This window comes from Hyphomicrobium sp. ghe19 (assembly GCF_902712875.1).
In the GTDB taxonomy this organism is placed as follows: Bacteria; Pseudomonadota; Alphaproteobacteria; order Rhizobiales; family Hyphomicrobiaceae; genus Hyphomicrobium_B.
In genome coordinates this window covers 1,930,043-1,946,205 of record NZ_LR743509.1, presented here as the reverse complement: position 1 = coordinate 1,946,205, position 16,163 = coordinate 1,930,043, and the positions used below count along the sequence as shown (strand labels likewise).

The 16,163-nt window shown below is 61.4% G+C and carries 14 protein-coding genes and 1 tRNA gene; 9 read left to right on the top strand and 6 right to left on the bottom strand.

Annotated elements, in window-relative coordinates:
- Nucleotides 1-10 precede the first annotated feature (10 nt).
- The 3 genes from AACL53_RS09250 to AACL53_RS09240 all read left to right on the top strand — a co-directional run bounded on the left by AACL53_RS09250 (nt 11) and on the right by AACL53_RS09240 (nt 5,590).
- Nucleotides 11-1,267, top strand: coding sequence for a threonine ammonia-lyase (locus tag AACL53_RS09250; protein WP_339084211.1), 1,257 nt, complete (start codon nt 11-13; stop codon nt 1,265-1,267).
- A gap of 542 nt (nt 1,268-1,809) precedes the next feature.
- Complete coding sequence (locus AACL53_RS09245; RefSeq protein WP_339084209.1) at nt 1,810-4,131, top strand: DUF4384 domain-containing protein; 2,322 nt, start codon at nt 1,810-1,812, stop codon at nt 4,129-4,131.
- A 280-nt stretch (nt 4,132-4,411) separates the two neighbouring features.
- Complete coding sequence (locus AACL53_RS09240; protein WP_339084208.1) at nt 4,412-5,590, top strand: type III PLP-dependent enzyme; 1,179 nt, start codon at nt 4,412-4,414, stop codon at nt 5,588-5,590.
- 77 nt (nt 5,591-5,667) lie between these two features.
- Here the strand turns inward: AACL53_RS09240 and msrA are convergent, their stop codons facing one another.
- The 5 genes from msrA to AACL53_RS09215 all read right to left on the bottom strand — a co-directional run bounded on the left by msrA (nt 5,668) and on the right by AACL53_RS09215 (nt 8,690).
- The gene (gene msrA, locus AACL53_RS09235; RefSeq protein WP_339084206.1) at nt 5,668-6,411 is read right to left on the bottom strand and encodes a peptide-methionine (S)-S-oxide reductase MsrA; all 744 of its coding nucleotides are present in this window, start codon (nt 6,409-6,411) and stop codon (nt 5,668-5,670) included.
- Between the two features lie 56 nt (nt 6,412-6,467).
- Complete coding sequence (locus AACL53_RS09230) at nt 6,468-6,608, bottom strand: hypothetical protein (RefSeq protein ID WP_339084205.1); 141 nt, start codon at nt 6,606-6,608, stop codon at nt 6,468-6,470.
- 111 nt (nt 6,609-6,719) lie between these two features.
- A complete protein-coding gene (locus tag AACL53_RS09225) occupies nt 6,720-7,268 on the bottom strand; it encodes a YSC84-related protein (RefSeq protein ID WP_339084204.1) in 549 nt (182 codons plus the stop codon).
- 177 nt (nt 7,269-7,445) lie between these two features.
- Nucleotides 7,446-7,520 (bottom strand) — tRNA-Val (locus AACL53_RS09220).
- A gap of 639 nt (nt 7,521-8,159) precedes the next feature.
- The gene (locus AACL53_RS09215) at nt 8,160-8,690 is read right to left on the bottom strand and encodes a hypothetical protein (protein WP_339084203.1); all 531 of its coding nucleotides are present in this window, start codon (nt 8,688-8,690) and stop codon (nt 8,160-8,162) included.
- 299 nt (nt 8,691-8,989) lie between these two features.
- On the opposite strand from AACL53_RS09215, the gene AACL53_RS09210 reads away from it, so the two are divergent.
- Together AACL53_RS09210 and AACL53_RS09205 are read left to right on the top strand one after the other, a co-directional pair.
- Entirely contained in the window at nt 8,990-11,302 is a 2,313-nt protein-coding gene (locus AACL53_RS09210; RefSeq protein WP_339084201.1) for an RND family transporter, read from the top strand.
- Between the two features lie 82 nt (nt 11,303-11,384).
- Nucleotides 11,385-11,762 carry a DsrE/DsrF/DrsH-like family protein gene (locus tag AACL53_RS09205; RefSeq protein ID WP_339084200.1) on the top strand — a complete coding sequence of 126 codons (378 nt, stop codon included), beginning with the start codon at nt 11,385-11,387 and terminating at the stop codon, nt 11,760-11,762.
- Between the two features lie 3 nt (nt 11,763-11,765).
- Here AACL53_RS09205 and AACL53_RS09200 read toward each other — a convergent pair whose 3' ends face one another.
- Nucleotides 11,766-12,449: an HAD family hydrolase gene (locus AACL53_RS09200; RefSeq protein ID WP_339084199.1), complete on the bottom strand. Its 684-nt coding sequence runs from the start codon at nt 12,447-12,449 to the stop codon at nt 11,766-11,768.
- A gap of 159 nt (nt 12,450-12,608) precedes the next feature.
- Between AACL53_RS09200 and rpiA the strand changes: the two genes are divergently transcribed.
- The 4 genes from rpiA to AACL53_RS09180 all read left to right on the top strand — a co-directional run bounded on the left by rpiA (nt 12,609) and on the right by AACL53_RS09180 (nt 16,067).
- Nucleotides 12,609-13,331, top strand: coding sequence for a ribose-5-phosphate isomerase RpiA (rpiA, locus tag AACL53_RS09195; RefSeq protein ID WP_339084198.1), 723 nt, complete (start codon nt 12,609-12,611; stop codon nt 13,329-13,331).
- Between the two features lie 2 nt (nt 13,332-13,333).
- The gene (locus AACL53_RS09190) at nt 13,334-13,825 is read left to right on the top strand and encodes a DUF2059 domain-containing protein (protein WP_339084197.1); all 492 of its coding nucleotides are present in this window, start codon (nt 13,334-13,336) and stop codon (nt 13,823-13,825) included.
- Between the two features lie 18 nt (nt 13,826-13,843).
- Nucleotides 13,844-15,223 (top strand): glutathione-disulfide reductase, encoded by a 1,380-nt coding sequence (gene gor, locus AACL53_RS09185; RefSeq protein WP_339084196.1) that lies wholly within the window; start codon nt 13,844-13,846, stop codon nt 15,221-15,223.
- Between the two features lie 88 nt (nt 15,224-15,311).
- Entirely contained in the window at nt 15,312-16,067 is a 756-nt protein-coding gene (locus AACL53_RS09180; RefSeq protein ID WP_339084195.1) for an SDR family NAD(P)-dependent oxidoreductase, read from the top strand.
- Nucleotides 16,068-16,163: the final 96 nt, after the last annotated feature.

The following is a 16,163-nucleotide window of genomic DNA, read 5'->3' as shown; positions in this document are numbered from 1 at the left end:
CCGGAAGATAATGACCAAATTAGCGACGTTTCATCCGCCTGAGCTTGCCGTCGGCTATGACGACATTGTCCGCGCCGCCGACGCCATTCGGGGCGCAGTGATCCCGACCCGCTTCGAGCAGAGCCGGACACTGAGCGCGCTGCTCAACGCCGAGATTTGGCTGAAATTCGAAAATCTGCAGTTCACGGCGTCCTACAAGGAGCGCGGCGCGCTGAACAAGCTCCTGTCGCTGTCCCCGGCAGAGCGCCAGAACGGTGTGATCGCGATGTCGGCCGGCAATCACGCGCAGGGCGTCGCCTACCATGCCCATCGCCTCGGCATCCCGGCGACGATTATCATGCCGGCCTGGACCCCGACGATCAAAGTCGAGAATACCCGCGGCCACGGCGCGAACGTCATTCTCGAAGGCCAGAGCCTCGAGGAAGCCTACGGCTTTGCCGTCGGCTATGGCGCCGAACGCGGCATGACCTTCGTCCACCCGTATAACGACCCCGCGATCATCGCGGGGCAGGGTACGGTGGCCCTCGAAATGCTCAGCGCCGCCCCCGATCTCGACGTGCTGATCGTGCCGATCGGCGGCGGCGGCTTGATCTCAGGGATGGCGATCGCGGCAAAAGCGATCAACCCGAATATCAAGATCGTCGGCGTCGAGGCGCAGCTTTATCCGTCGATGCTCAATGCGGTGAAAAAATCGCATCTGCCCGTCGGCGGCGATACGCTTGCGGAAGGCATCGCGGTCACGGCGCCGGGAAGCCTCACGCAGCAGATCATCGAGAACCTCGTCGATGATATTCTGCTGGTCTCTGAAGTCGATATCGAGCGCGCCGTCTCGCTGCTGATAACGATCGAGAAGACAGTCGTCGAAGGCGCGGGCGCCGCGGGATTGGCCGCGCTCATCGGAGCCAACAGGCTTTATAAGGGCAAGAAAATCGGTTTGGTGCTCTGCGGCGGCAACATCGATACGCGGTTGCTCGCGAGCGTGCTGACACGCGAACTCGCACGCGACGGCCGCCTCTCGCGGCTCGCCATCGATATTCCCGATCGTCCCGGCCAGCTCGCGAGGGTCTCCGGAATTATCGGCAAAGCCGGCGCGAACGTCGTCGAAGTCTACCACCAGCGCGTTTTCACTGACGTGCCGGCGAAAGGTACCGAACTCAATCTCGTCATCGAGACGCGCGACCGAAGACATCTCGAGCAGGTCGTCGCTGAGCTCAAAGCCGGCGGCTACGTGGTGATTGTGAAAAGCTCAGGTGCCGGCACACCCTGATGACCTGTCGAACAAACCGGTCGAGCGGGAAAGAAAAAGGGCCCCGCGCTGGATGCGAGGGGCCCAATCGGATCGGTATGGATCTAGAACGTCAGGATCGAAGGGAGAGTCAGATAGGCACGTGACTACTTCGTCGTGGCAGTGCTTGGGATGTTTGCGTCTTGAACTTGGGCGTGTGGCATACGGGCAAGCGTCGTGATCAGGAGTCCTCCAGTCGCGAGGAAGCAGATCATCATGGTCGCTAAAGCCAGACGGTCGGCTGGCGAATTCCGATCCCTTGCTGCCTTGAGGTCCATGGTTTAGCTGCCTGCGCCTGTTTGATCGATTGAAGTAAGATCTTTGTAACCGATCTTTGCTTTCCGGTCGATTTTGAAGTCTCGGAATGCCTAACTCGCACTTCAGCGATTTAACGAATTCTTCATCTCTGTTAACGACGGCACGCTGCGGCGACTCACGCGCCCGCGCCACGATGGTGCCGCGCCTGGCCGCTAGGGAGCGGCGGACAAGAAAAAAGACCGGGCGGGGGCCCCAAGGACGTGCGGTTGAGACACCTGACAAATTCTGCATGCCTGCTTGCGAGCCTCCTCGGCTTGGCGCTCGTGAGCAATCTTGCCATCGCGCAGGTCAGCCCCAACGCCAGGAAGAACGCTGCCGTATCGGTACCGGTCCGTCCCGATGAGCCGCGCGCCGCGAAGGCCTATAGCGTGCTGGAGACCCACTGCGCCCGCTGTCACCAGGCCGGGCGGCTGGAGAGGCCGCTCCCATCCGGCGGCCTCGCCAACATTCTGGCGATCCAGGATCAGGCACGCGATCCCGTTCTGGTGAAGCCCGGCCTCCCTGACGCGTCGCGTCTCTACGACGTTTTCGAAACGCGCCATGCGCCGCTTGATGTTTTCACCGGTCCGGACGCCAAGCCTGAGCCGACGCCGGATGACATTCTAGCCGTTCGCCGGTGGATCAAGGATCTTGCCCCCGCCGTGCAGAGTTGCCCGTCCCGCGAGCCCGTGCGCCCCGCCGCGATCGATAAGATGATGCGAGAGGTCCAGCACCTCGAACGCGATCAAGGCAAGGACGTGCGTTTCATCTCGCTCGTCCATCTCTACAACTCATGCGCCACCGCCGCCGAAATGACCGCTTACGGCAAGGCGCTCAACAAGCTCATGAACAGTCTGTCGTGGGCACCCGAACCCGTGAAGCTCACACCACTCGACGACGTGGGCACGGTGTTCTCCTTCCGCCTCGCCGATTACGGCTGGGATAACGCGCGCTGGAAGCTGATCGAAAAGGCATATCCTCCGGCTCTCCTGCACGTCGTCGCGCCGGATGTCGTGAAAACCGCCGGCAGCCCGGCTGTCGTGGTCAACGGCGATTGGCTCGCGGCCGCGGCCGGAGAAACGCCGCTCTATTACGCGCTGCTCGGGCTTCCCACAAAGCTCGCCAGCCTCGCGACAATGAACGGGACCGACCTCGATGCCAACATTCGAGCGGGCTCGGTGCGCCGCATCGCGATCCGCGAAAGCGCCGTGACGCGCGGCAACCGGTTGATCGAAAGGCACCCCGGAAAGCCGGCTGGCCTCTGGCTCGCCTACGACTTCGCGACAAGCACCGGTGAGCAGGATGTCTTCGAGCGCCCGCAAGGTCCGAAATCGGCAACGACGGCAAAGCAGCCGTTCAAGCCCGATCAGATACGCGCGCTCTTCGCACTGCCGAATGGGTTTTACGCATTCGCGCTTTTCGATGCCGCGGGCAATCGCGTCGACCGTGCCTTGCCGGGAATCGAAAAGCCCTACGCTGGCGTCGAGGCCGATGCCGTCGAACCGGTGACGAAAGCCGGCGCCAATTGCTTTGCGTGCCACACGGAGGGATTGGTGCAAGCCAAGGATGATTTCCGCGCCGCCGGTCCAGTTGATATCGCCGCCGGACCGATGGCGCCCGACCGTCGTGCCGCCCTGCCGCTCTTTGGCACCGATAGCGAAAATGCATTGTTGATGCTCGGCGGCTGGGATCGCTATCGTGCCGCTGCCAAGGCTGCTGGCGTCGATCTCGACATGAGGGTGCACGGCGACGAGCTGGTTACGGGCTTGGCGCGCCGCTACCGCGAAGGCGCCGACTTCGAGGTGGCGCTGGGCGAAACAGGTCTCGAACGTCCGGAGTTCTTGAAAGAGCTGGCCGATGCGAAAGGCGCGGCCGCGCCACTCGCACGCCGCCTCTTGCATGGCGTGCTCTCCCGCAACGAACTCGAGCGCCTCTTTTCGCTTCTGAAAGGCACGGATGCGCCAGTCCAAACCACGGCGTCGGCGGGCTTCCTGCGCGACGTCAAGTCGGAGATCGGACTGACGATGTGGTTCGACAAGCCGCGGCCGGTGCCAGGCGACCTCGTGACGATCAAGGCCGAGGCCGACAACGAATGCTACCTGACCGTCATAAGCGTCGATTCAGCAGGCGTCGCGACGGTGCTTTTCCCGAGCGACTTTCAAAGCGACAACCTCATCCACGCGGGTGAAGCCGTCAGCATCCCGCCTTCCGACGCGCCGTTTCAGTTGCGCTACAAGGCCGAAGGCAGCGAAACGATCCTCGGACGCTGTTCGACGAGCGCGACGCCGCCTGTCGGTATCGAGCATGATTTCGAACGGCAGCGTTTCACGGTTCTCGGCAACTGGGAGAATTTCCTTCAAGACACGCTCGTCACCGATTGGGAGATGCGAACGAGTCCGGAAAAGGCAGAGCGTGCCCGTATCGCGCGATCAGGCGCTCTCCGTCGCCAACAGGATCGCGGCGAGCGCATCCCGGCGCCGCGGCCGGACGTGGCGAGCGAGAAGTCTCTGCGTGACGGCCGCGCGATTCTCGTCCTCGGGCGCAGCTAGCCGGCTGTTCGCGTTGCCCCGCCCTCCATCAAGACCTTCATCAAACTGACATGTGTCGACCGTGAGAGATGCCAAAAGGCATCGCAAGGTGCGTCATTCGCGGCAGTCCCTCGCCACGGAGCGAGAATCCGGCGATCCTGAAGAGCGTTTGGGTTCCGAAAGGCTTTACAGCGGGGGCCGAGATACCTAAATGCACCCCTTCAATATATCATCCAGAGCCGACATTGCTCGGCTGCCGCGAGCGAAACCGGATAGGTCTTCCGCAGGAGGTTCTTTCGCGATGGAGAAGTTTGCCACCGCCCTAGAAATGGTGACCGAGATGAAGCCGGATCTTCCGGTCTTCGCAGCTCGTCCCCATGCAGCCGGCCGCGCCGCGCGCTGGTTCATCAAAAATTTTCCGGGCGAGGTGGCCTACGCCTACAAGGCGAACAGCTCCGTCTTTCTGATCGGCGCACTCTTCGGCGCGGGGATCAAGCAGTTCGACGTCGCCTCCGTGGCGGAACTCGAAGACGCCGCGACCATTCCGGGCGTGCGTCTCCACTTCATGCATCCGGTCAAATCCCGCTACGCCATCCGGCGCGCGTATTTCGACTACGACATCAAGTGCTTTGCCCTCGACAGCGAGGACGAGCTGCAGAAGATTATCGAGGAGACTGACGGCGCGAAAGACCTCGAGCTGTTCGTCCGCGTCTCGGTGCCGGCGAAAAACAGCCGCGTTCCCCTCGAGCACAAATTCGGCATTTCCGGTCAGCGGGCGCAGCGTCTGCTCGTCAAGGCGCGCCAGGTCGCCGACGAACTCGGCATCACGTTCCACGTCGGCTCGCAGACGGTGACGCCGGACGCCTATGCAATGGCCTTCGAGGAAGTCAAAAAGCACATCGTGAAAGCCGGCGTCGTCGTTGATGCGATCGACATCGGCGGCGGGTTCCCGTCGCGCTACACCGATAGTGTGCCCGCGCGCCTGTCCGACTTCATGGAAGTCATCAAATCGTCGATGGCGAAGATGCCGGTGACCGAGCATTGCCGCCTGATCTGCGAACCGGGCAGGGCGCTCGTGGCCGAAGCTGAAAGCTTGATCGTAAAGGTCGATCTCCGGAAGCCCGGCAACCAGCTGTTCATCAACGATGGCTCCTATGGCGCGCTCTTCGACAGCGCACATCTGGGCTTCATATTCCCGGTTCGGCTGATCCGCCCGGGTCTCGATCCGAACGAGCCCCTCGAACCGTTCGAGTTCTGGGGGCCGACGTGTGACTCGATCGATCGCATGAAAGGGCCGTTCATGCTGCCCGCGTCTGTCCGCGAAGGCGACTACATCGAGATCGGCAATCTCGGTGCGTACGCGCGCGCCATGGCGACACGCTTCAACGGTTACGGCGAATACACCGACGTCATCCTGCAGGATGAGCCGATGTATTCGATCTATACCGAAGATCTCGAGCCGATGGTCCGCAACGCCTAAGCACGCGACGTCGAAGCATCTCCCGCAACGTCATCCCGGCGAAGGCCGGGATCCAGCCAACGATCGAAGTGTGATTGTCAGTTCGTCGGCTTGGCGGTCGCGACCAACACGGGCGCGGCCCGATAGTTTTCCGGGAAAAGCTTCTTCAGGTTCTCGATCTTCGGCATGTCGTTGATGGCGATGTACGGATAGGTCGGATTGAGCGTCAGAAAATTCTGATGATAGTCCTCGGCTGCATAGAACGTGCGGCCGGGTTCCACCGTCGTCGCGATCTTCCCCGGGAAGACGTGAGCGTTGCCGAGCTGAGCGATATACGCCTCCGCGATTTTGCCCTGCTCAGGCGTCTGCGGGAAAATCGTCGACCGGTATTGCGTCCCCGTATCGGGTCCCTGGCGATTGAGCAATGTCGGATCGTGCGCGACCGAGAAGTAGATCTGCAGGAGCTTCCCGTAGCTGATCCTCTTGGGATCGAATTTGATCTGGACGGACTCGGCATGGCCCGTATCGCCCGTGCCAACGACATTGTAGTGCGCGTCTTCCCGCTTGCCGCCCGTGTAGCCGGACGTTGCCCCCGCCACGCCTTCGACATGCTGGAACACGCCTTGGACGCCCCAGAAGCAGCCACCGGCCAGCACCGTTGTCTCCAAACCGGCATCCGCCTCCGGACGCTCATCGACGACCGGCGCCGGGATGGGCACGCCTTCCTCGGCGACGAGGCGCGATCCGCCCAAAAACGACAACAAGCCGAGGACCGCGGCGGCGAGGGTAAGCCAAAAGAACCAGCGGTCTGGCTTCGAGAACGATGTGCTGTTCAGTGCCATAGGGTCGCTCCGGCAGTTAAGCTGCGCTGATGCGGGCTCGCTGCATAATGACTACGTTACGGTGTGTACGCTGGATCTACGTACTTCGTTACCGCCCGGCATCCGGAATGATCAATCTGCGCAACGCCGCTTGCAACGCCGGCGAACGCGATAACGGCGGCGCCAAACGCGCGGCCCTTCAAAAATGATTTTTGCATGCGTGCCCCTTCGTGAACCGGGGCAGTACAGCACTTATCCAGTTGACCGGGCTGTTCCCTGCGGAACAGCCCAACCAAGGCCCTGAGTACCGGATCTTCCTAGAACCGGACTTACTTTGAAATGCGCGAGATCTTCGATCCCTCGAGCGTGAGATTGTACATCAGGCCCTTCGGATCGAGGATGAAGCCGACGACGGGACTCGTGATCTTGTTGGTGTCGATAGAGCCGCCGACGCCGACAGTGATGATGGCGACGGAGCCGTCGACTCCGACCTTCCACCCGGCCGTGCGCCGAAACTGATCGAGAGCTTCCGGCGTCATGAACGCGATGATGACGGACCGCTCCTGCACGCCGAGCTGAAAGCCGAATGAGGCCGACAGCGTGTTATAATAACCGGCGTTACGGCCGCGCACGAGAAGCGCGCCTTCGCCGTATTCGCCGCCGACGCCAAATCCGGCTTTCACGACCGATGGAAAAACGAGAATGCCTGCGGCCTTGTTCGCGAGATCGCGTGCACCGCCGACCTTGTAAAAAAATCTCTCCATCGTTTCGTGCACGCTGACGTCGATCTCGCGTGCGGATGCCGCACGGCTCTCGGGCGCAGCCATGACGATTGCACATAGCGCCAGCAACGCGACGCTCATTCCCCTGATAGTCATAGTGTTCTCCCTCGGGCTCCCCCAGTTGACCTTAGTGACGGCGTTTGATGGCCGAATTCGCGCGGAATGTGGCGGAAACGGGATAAATGACTCTCGATGGTACAATTAAACCACTCGGGTCTCCCTTCGCGTGCGCGAAAGGGCAGCTAGGTGGTCGAATGCGCAAAGCATTAAGGATGGTGGGCGGTATAGGGATTGAACCTATGACCCCACGCGTGTGAAGCGTGTGCTCTACCGCTGAGCTAACCGCCCGTTTTGGGATGCGCCCCTTATGCGAGGCGTCGGGTTGGGCTGTCAAGCGGCCCTCATCGCCGCGCATGGGCCGAAAGAACGCGACGTTTTTGCAAAAGCCCCGCCGCGAAGCGGGGCTTTCTTCTTACTTCAGTAATTCAACAACCATAGCGATGGCCAGGATGACCCTCGCCACGTCAATGATCAGCACTACTCTCATGGGAATACCCATTAGGTAGGCTCAAGCTTGAGCCGGTTAAGGCCAAGTGTGGTGACCGCGGAATTTGCTCGCTAACCGCGCCAGCTACGGAGAAGTGGCGTTGGAATATCGCTTCCAACGAAGAGCGAAAACACCAGATATCGCTCTGGAGCGGCGAGTGGCATCAGTTATCGCACTGATGAAACGGAACGCCGCTTTAACGTCCACGGCGAAGACGAAGCCAACAAACTACGCGATTCTTTTTTCGTTGTCGATGCCGACCACATCGCACACTTCGCAGCTGCGTGTTTCAAAAACCAAAGACCGTTGCTCCGCATCGCTAACCCAGACTTCATCCGAGGTTGGCAATCGCTTTTATCGGGGCCGATGCCACAATCGTTTAGCGTCTCTATGCAGACTAGGTTCAGCACCAGCGCACAAAAGCCCGCTTCGCGGCGCGCTCAGCGCTTCGCCGCACCGGCAGGCAAGACGGCAGCGCTCGACAGTATCGCCTCTATCGCAGCCCGGGTCGCGTGGCCGTTGTCGATCTCGCTCTTCGGCGCGTAAGCGGTGATGATGGCGGCCCGTTTGGCATCGCCGAGAATCAGCAGGAACCGCGACTCAGGCCCCTTGGCCCCAACGGCATCAGCCAGGACGTAGCTGTAGGTGTCCCTCCGGTCCAGCGCACCGGGGGCGTACGCGGCGTTCGTATATTTGAGGCTCGCGAGAAAATCGAGAAACGGCTGTCCCCTGAATTCCTCCAGCGCTTCCGGAGGAAGTTCCGAGACTTCGACTGTGATGCCCGAAGCATCCTGGCGGATGGTCGGCGTCTCAGAGGCCGCGACCTCTTTGAAATCGTCCGGCACCTCGAGCGCGACGGGCCCGACGACCGTCTTTTTCAACGCGAAGGCGCTCGGCACTCCCGCGAACGCCAAGGCGATTGCGGCAAAGAATACGGTGGCGATAATCGGAAGCGGCGAGGTTCTGAGCATCGAAGATCCTAGATCGAAGGCGATGGGGGGATGAACATGAGGCTGTTCCACAACCGGCGGACTTGAAGCAAGGAGAGTTTGCGTGGCCTCGTGATTCGCATCCCCACTAACGCGCATCTCTAGCCAAAGTTGTCGGCAATGCCGGCGCACGCTTGATGACTGCTTATTTACCGCTGCGTTCCCTGCGATGTAGTCCTTGCACCCAACCCCAGCAAAATGCGATGTCTCCCGCAACAAACGCACGATTGCAGGGGGGCGCCTGGGCGGCTTCTTAGATCGAAGTCGTTGGGGAGGATGCATTGAAGCCAACGGAGCCGCAACGCCCGCATCTGATGTCGTTGGGCTTGAACAAGCTCGGCCTCATCGGAATCAAGGCGCCGATCATTGCAGCCATTATCGTCGTGCTCATCACCGCCGCTGCGGTCACCGGGCTGACGCGCTTGAGAGTGGACGACAGCCTCTCTGAGCTGTTCCGCACGAATACACCGGAATTCCATACCTACGAAGAGATCGACCGGCGCTTTCCTTCCAGCGAATACGATGTGCTGGTCGTCGTCGAAGGCAAGAACCTTCTGACCCACGATGGCCTGAAGGCCTTCGCAAACGCGGCCGCCGATCTGCAGTTGGCCGACGGCGTCAACGGCATCGTCTCGATGCTCTCGGCCCGCGGCAAACCCGATCCCACGGGATACGCGCCGCCCATCGTCCCGGATGAACTGCCCGAAGGTCCGGCCTTCGACCAGATCATGGACGCGCTGAAAAGCAACGACATCGTCAAGGGCAAGTTCCTGTCGGAAGACGGCCAGCTTGCGCTGATAGTCCTCTCGCTCAATCGCGATGTGGTCGCCGAGAAATCCTCCAAAACCGTCATCGGCGATATCGAGCAGACCGCGAAGGAAGATCTGGAACCCGTCGGTCTCAGCGTTAAGCTCGCCGGCGCGCCGGTCATGCAACTCGAAATCCGCAACGCCGTCGAGCGCGATCAGATCGTCTATAACGGCCTCGGCCTGTTGTTCGGCGCGGCTATCGCGGCGCTGTTCTTCCGGCGCGTGTCGCTGATGCTCGTCGCAGCGCTGCCACCCGTCATCGCGGTCTGCTGGTCGCTGGGCCTGCTCGGCTGGCTGAACTTCAAACTCAATCTCTTCCTGAACGTGATGACGCCGCTCATCTTGGTGATGGGCTTCGCCGACAGCATGCAGATGGTGTCCGCCATTCGCATTCGTCTGCGCGAGGGCGATACCAAGCTTCAGGCCGTGACGTTCGCAGTGAATGTCGTTGGTCCCGCATGCGTGCTGGCGCATGGCGCGACGCTTCTGGCGTTTCTGGCTCTCCTATTGTCCGAATCGGGGCTCATCCGCACGTTCGGAGAAGCCGGCGCCATGGCGGTTTGCATCTCCTTCATTGCCGTCATCGTCGTCCTGCCGATCCTGGGTCTGCTGCTGATCCGCAATGAAAAGACTTTGGCGCGCGATCACGCGCCGGCCGACGGTATGATGGACGCGCTTGGCACGTTCGTCGGCGCAATCGTCGATCGTGTCATCAAGCACTCGGTCCTCTATACGATCCTCGGCATTGGGCTTTTCATCTATTTCGCCTCGCTCCATCTGCAACTTGAGCCGCGCTACCGGCTCGCAGATCAGGTGCCCGACCGCGAGCAGGCGCTCGCAGCGACGGGCCGCATCGATAGCAAGCTGACCGGCGCCAATCCCTTCCACGTCATGATTCGCTGGAAGAATGGCGCCAGCCTCTACGATCCCGCCACGCTCAAAGTCATCGAAGAGACGCACCTCGCGCTGGAGAAGGCGGCCGGTCTCGGCAACGTCTGGTCGCTCGAAAGCCTCAGGCGCTGGCTGCGCGAAAACGGCGACGACAACGTCGAAACGGTGAAGAAGTACGTCAATCTGCTTCCCGAGCATCTGGTCCGCCGTTTCATCGCCAAGGAGCAGGACGCGGTGCTTGTGACCGGCCGCCTGCCGGACGTTGACGCCAGTCAGATTCTGCCGCTCGTCCATAAGGTCGACGAGGCGCTCGATCCGGTCCGCAAAGCCTATCCGGCCTATGAAATATCGGTGACGGGCCTGCCGGCGATCGCCGCCCGCAACAGCCACCGCATGATCACGCAGCTCGATGAAAGCATCCCGATCTGCGTGCTTATCGCCGCAGTGCTGCTCGCCGTCGCGTTCCGCTCCTTCTTTGTCGGCGTCATCAGCTTGCTGCCTGGCCTTTTTCCGGTCGTCACGACGGGAGCCATGCTGTGGTTCATAGGAGGTGGCCTCGAGTTCTCGTCCGTCGTCGCGCTGATCGTGGTGTTCGGATTGGGCGTCGACGCGCTCATCCACTTCCTCAATCGCCTCAGGCTCGAGGAAAAACCGGGCGTCGCTCCGGAAGTTGCAATCCGCAACGCCCGCGTGCTCGTCGGCCCAGCAATCATTCTGACGACAATCGTGCTGGCCTTTGGCCTCGGCGTGACGATTTTCTCTGAGCTGCCGTCGCTTCGGCTCTTCGGCCTCGTCTGCGGCGTCACGCTTCTCGCGTCGCTCGTCGCCGATCTCGTGTTCCTGCCCGCAACGATTCTCGTCTATCGCCGCTACATCAGTGGCCACGACGTTTGACGAAGCGGGTTGCCGCAAGGTTGCAGCAGGCGTCATCGCGGGCGTAGTGTGTCCCTCATCCTCAGCGGAGCGAGGGGCAACGATGCCGCAGAAGCTCATCATCGTCCTGGCGAACGCCGATCTGCGAAGCGGCGAAAGCTTGAGCGCACCGCTCTTCCAGGCGTCCGTCGCCGCCGGAATGGACTATCACGTCGAGGTCATCTGCACGGGTACCGCGGCGACGTTGCTGAAGACCGGCGTCGCGGACGGCATCCGGCTGAAACCCGACGAAGCGCGCTCGATCTATGATTTCATCAAGGAAGCGCACGCAGCGGGCGTCAGGTTCTTCTGCTTCTCGCCGGGGCTGGATGTCTGCGCCATGCGCAAGGAAGACGTGATCCCCGAATGCAGCGGCGTCATCGGTGCCGCGCATTTCATCGAGGAAATCATGTCGAGCGACTGCCGGGTTCTGACATACTGACGCCTATGTACTGACGGATGTGCCGAGAAACGTCTCGATCGCGCGCGGCAGGTGGCGGTAGTCGTCGATGATGGCGTCAGGCCCGAACGACGCGACGGGATCGACGCTGTAGCCGAAGCTGACCGCGACGACCGGGATCGAAGCGGCTTTCGCCGTCTTGATGTCCGTCTCGCTGTCACCGATCATGATGCTGGTCTCTGGCCGCCCGCCAGCCAGCGCGATGGTGCCCGTCAGGTGTCGCGGATCGGGCTTATAGGCGCCGAGGCTATCGCGGCCGGTCAAAGCCGAAAAATAGTGGTCGAGCTTCATCGTCTTCAGAACGGCGCGCGCTTGCGCTTCCATCTTGTTCGTACAGACCGCGAGCGTAGCCCCCCGGGCCTTGAGCCCCTCGAGCGTCGCGATGACGTGCGGATAAGGGACGCTATAGTCTGCGATGTGTGCGGAATAATAGACGATGAAGACCTCGAAGAGGTCGTGCAGTTCCCGCTGCGACAGCTTCCGGCCATGGGCCTTCACCGCTCCCTCGATCATCGCCAGCGCCCCGTGCCCGACGAATGGGCGAATTTCGAGTTCGTTGATGCGGTCGAGACCGAGCGTCGCGAGCACGTGATTCGTCGCTTCGGCGAGGTCGGGTGCGGTATCGATGAGCGTGCCGTCAAGGTCGAAGACGATGGTCCAGCCCTGCATGAATTCTCCTCGCGTTTTCAAGTAGCGTATTCATCTCAGGCGCCCCTGTCACGGCGTCACGAGGGCGCCGCCCGGATGGCTGGCTTGAAAGAGCCGCATCCGGAGCCTAGAGAGGGACCCGCGCGGAGGGCGCGATTTTTGCAAAAGCTTGAGGCCGTAATGAGCAATGACGATTGGAAGCGACAAGCCGCCGAACAGGCGCTGACGTACGTTGAAGACGGTATGAAGCTTGGCCTCGGCACGGGCTCGACAGCAGCAAAATTCGTCGATCTTCTCGGCGCCAAAGTGAAAAGCGGCCTCAAGGTCGTTTGCGTGCCGACCTCGGAAGCGACGCGCGCTCAGGCGGCGGCGCTGGGCATCCCGCTGACGACGCTCGACGAGACGCCGGAACTCGATTTGACGATCGACGGCGCCGACGAAATTGATTCGGAACTGCGGCTCATCAAGGGCGGCGGCGGCGCACTCCTCCGGGAAAAAATCGTGGCGGTCGCCTCCGATCGCGTCGTCATCATTGCCGACAACTCAAAGCGCGTCGAAAATCTCGGCCTTTTCCCGCTACCGCTCGAAGTCGTACCGTTCGGACTGGCGGCGACACAGAACTTGATCGTCAAGCTTGCAGCCGATTGTGGATGCGAAGGCGAGGTGAAGCTGCGCGTTGGCACGAACGGCAAGCCATTCGTAACCGACAATGGCAATCATATCCTCGATTGCGCCTTTGGCTTGATTGACGATCCGGAAGCCCTGGACGACGCTCTGAAGCTTGTGCCGGGCATCGTCGAATCCGGCCTGTTTTTGGGAATTGCGGACGTCGGGATCGTTGCGGGGCCAAAAGGCGTTGAAGTGCTCTCCGGCATTGAAACCGATTTTGAAGAGGACTTCTGATCATGGGGCAAACCCTGCGGATAGCTGCTTTGTGCCTCATCTGCTTCACAACTGCGGCGCTCGCGGATAATGCCCCGCCGCCGCTCGATCCCGCGCGGGTTGCCGCGGCGCGCGAACTGCTCGAAGTCACGGGCGTAAAGAAGCAGATGGCAGGCATGATCGATGCCATGGCGCGCGGCTTCGCCCAAGGCGCCAATGCCGGCGGATCGGAAGAGGGCAAAAAACGTTCCGAAGATTTCGATGAGGGCATGAAGAAGCTCCTCGATTATCAGGAGCAGTTGATCACCGATTGCGCCAACCTTTACGCCGAGACGTTCACGGCCGAAGAATTGAAAGCGGTCACCGATTTCTATCGCTCGGGCCCAGGCGCCAAGTTCATCCAGAAAACGCCGGAGCTGATGAAGAAGGGCGCCGAGATCGGCCTGAAGTACTCAGCCAAGATTGCCGACGAGATGAAGGCGGGCGCAACACCGCAGGCCGCCGATCAGAAATAGTTCACATCAGAACGCGCCATGACAAACTTTGATTTTGATCTCTTCGTCATCGGCGCTGGCTCCGGTGGCGTCAGGGCTGCCCGCATTGCGGCAAGCTATGGCGCTAGGGTCGCCGTCGCCGAGGAGTATCGGGTCGGCGGCACCTGCGTCATCCGCGGTTGCGTTCCCAAAAAGCTTCTCGTCTACGCCAGCCGCTTTGCCGATGAATTCGAAGATGCCGCGGGCTTCGGCTGGACCGTCAGCGAGACGTTCGACTGGGCGTCCCTGATACGCGCGAAAGACAAGGAAATATCGCGTCTCGAAGCTGCCTATCGCGCCACGCTCCAAAAATTCAAAGTGGAGGTCTTTGCCGAAAGAGCAACGCTTCTCTCGGCCAACGAAGTTCGTCTCGCGACGTCGGGGCGGATCGTCACTGCGAAGACGATTTTGGTGGCGACCGGCGGACATCCCAACATCGATCCCAAGCTGCCGGGCGTCGAGCACGTCATAACGTCCAATGAAGCGTTCAATCTGAAAGAACTGCCGCGCCGCATCGTCATCGCGGGCGGGGGATATATCGCCGTCGAGTTCGCCTCGATCTTCCATGGCCTGGGCTCCGAGGTGACGCTGATCTATCGGGGCGATAAATTCCTTCGCGGCTTCGACGAGGATTTGCGCGACGCGCTCGCCGCCGCAATGACGGCGCGGGGCATCCGCATCATCAACGGGCAGGTGTTCACGAAGATCGCGAAGACGGCATCCGGCCTCGCCGGCACGATCACCGGAGGCGAGACGCTCGAAGCCGATCAGATCATGTTCGCAATCGGCCGCTCTCCCAATACGAAAAATCTCGGCCTCGAAGCCCTCGGCGTCCATCTCGATCCGGCAGGCGCCGTCGTCGTCGACAACGCCTCGCAGACGACGGTGCCGTCGATCTACGCCGTCGGCGATGTCACCAATCGCGTGAACCTGACGCCGGTTGCGATCCGCGAAGGCCATGCGTTCGCCGACACGCTATTCGGCAAGAAACCGTGGATGGTCGACTACACCACGATCCCGACCGCCGTCTTCTCGACGCCCGAGATCGGCACCGTCGGCTTCACCGAGCAGGAAGCCCGCGCCCAATATAGCGACGTGCATATCTACAAAGGGAGCTTCCGGCCGATGAAGGCCATCATGGCCGGCCGGGATGAGAAAATGCTCGTGAAGATTGTTGTCGAGGGCGCGACGGACCGCGTCGTCGGCGTCCACGTCTTCGGGCCGGATGCGGCCGAAATCGTTCAGATGGCGGCAGTTGCCGTCCGCATGCGCGCCTGCAAGGCCGATTTCGACCAGACGATGGCCTTGCATCCATCCGCCGCAGAGGAACTGGTCACGCTTCGCGAGAAATGGATCGCACCTGGCGAAGCTGCCGGTTGATCGCGGGATAGCCCCGCCGTATGGCTTCGCCCCACTTCACGACAAGACGGCTTCATGACGAGCCGGGCGCCACGACTAGAGGGAACACATGACGCGGCTCAGCGGAAAGATCGCCATCGTAACGGGCTCGGGCGGCGGCATCGGGCGAGCCATCGCCGAGCGCTTTGCCGTCGAAGGCGCGCATGTCTGGGTTACCGACATCAACGGCGAAACCGCGGAAGAGACGGTTCAATACATCAAGTCGAAGGGCGGCGCCGCAACCGCAATGACCGTCGACGTCTCCAAGGGGCAGGATACGACGGCGCTCCTCCGGAATGTCGAGAAGGCGCATGGATACGCAGACGTCCTCGTAAATAACGCGGGTATTCTCGTTCGCGGCGAAATTCGTCAGTTGTCGGATTCCGATTGGGCCAAGTTGCGCGAGGTCAACCTCGACGCGATTCTGCGGCTATCGCGCGACGGGCTGCCGCTGCTGCGGAAGTCGCAGGCGCCGTCGATCATCAATATCTCGTCCATCATGGCGAACCGGGGTCTGCGTCCGCTCGCGGCCTACACGGCGACCAAGGGCGCGATCACCGCGTTGACCAAGGGGCTCGCCGTCGAATACGCGCCCTTCAACGTTCGCGTGAATTCCGTCGCGCCGGGTTATGTCGAAACCGGCATTACCGACCGCCTCTTGAAGCTGCCGCCCGTGAAGAAGGCCCTCATCGACAAGACGCCGATGGGACGCCTCGGACGCCCCGAAGACATGACCGGGGCTGTGGTCTTTTTTGCCTCCGACGACAGCCTATATTGCACAGGTTCGGAACTGGCCGTCGATGGCGGCATGTCTGCCGGACTTTGAGCGCATAAAGGCAGGTCACTCTGGCGCTGGCGCGAGCTCCGGATATCTCCTATAAGCCCCGGGATAATATGCCACAGAGCAGTTGAAGGCGCCGCC